The sequence below is a fragment of the Anaerobacillus sp. 1_MG-2023 genome, from assembly GCF_030547345.1.
In the GTDB taxonomy this organism is placed as follows: Bacteria; Bacillota; Bacilli; order Bacillales; family Guptibacillaceae; genus Guptibacillus; species Guptibacillus hwajinpoensis_B.
Map to the genome: position 1 here is coordinate 1 of NZ_JAUORD010000103.1, position 272 is coordinate 272.

The 272-nt window shown below is 42.6% G+C and carries 1 pseudogene; it reads left to right on the top strand.

The features are described 5' to 3' along the window. Positions 1-272, top strand: a pseudogene (locus Q4550_RS23470) (IS21 family transposase); the annotation flags it as partial.

The window sequence follows — 272 nt, forward strand, 5'->3', positions numbered from 1 at the left end:
ATCACAATCCAGAAAACAACCGGAAATGGGCAAGGACTGTCGGACCGAATACGGAACGACTAGTTGAACATATCTTGAAAACAAATGTCGAAAAGAAAGCTTTGAATATATTGAACGGGTTGAGAAGTACAGCCTCTAAAAGAACGGAATCTGAGCTTGAGGAAGCGACCAAGACCTTACTGGAGATATCCTCCCATCCCACTGTTGCCGTTCTTAAAAGTATCTTGGAGAGGCAGAAGAAAAAGCAAGTGAACAAACAGCTAGTTGGAGAA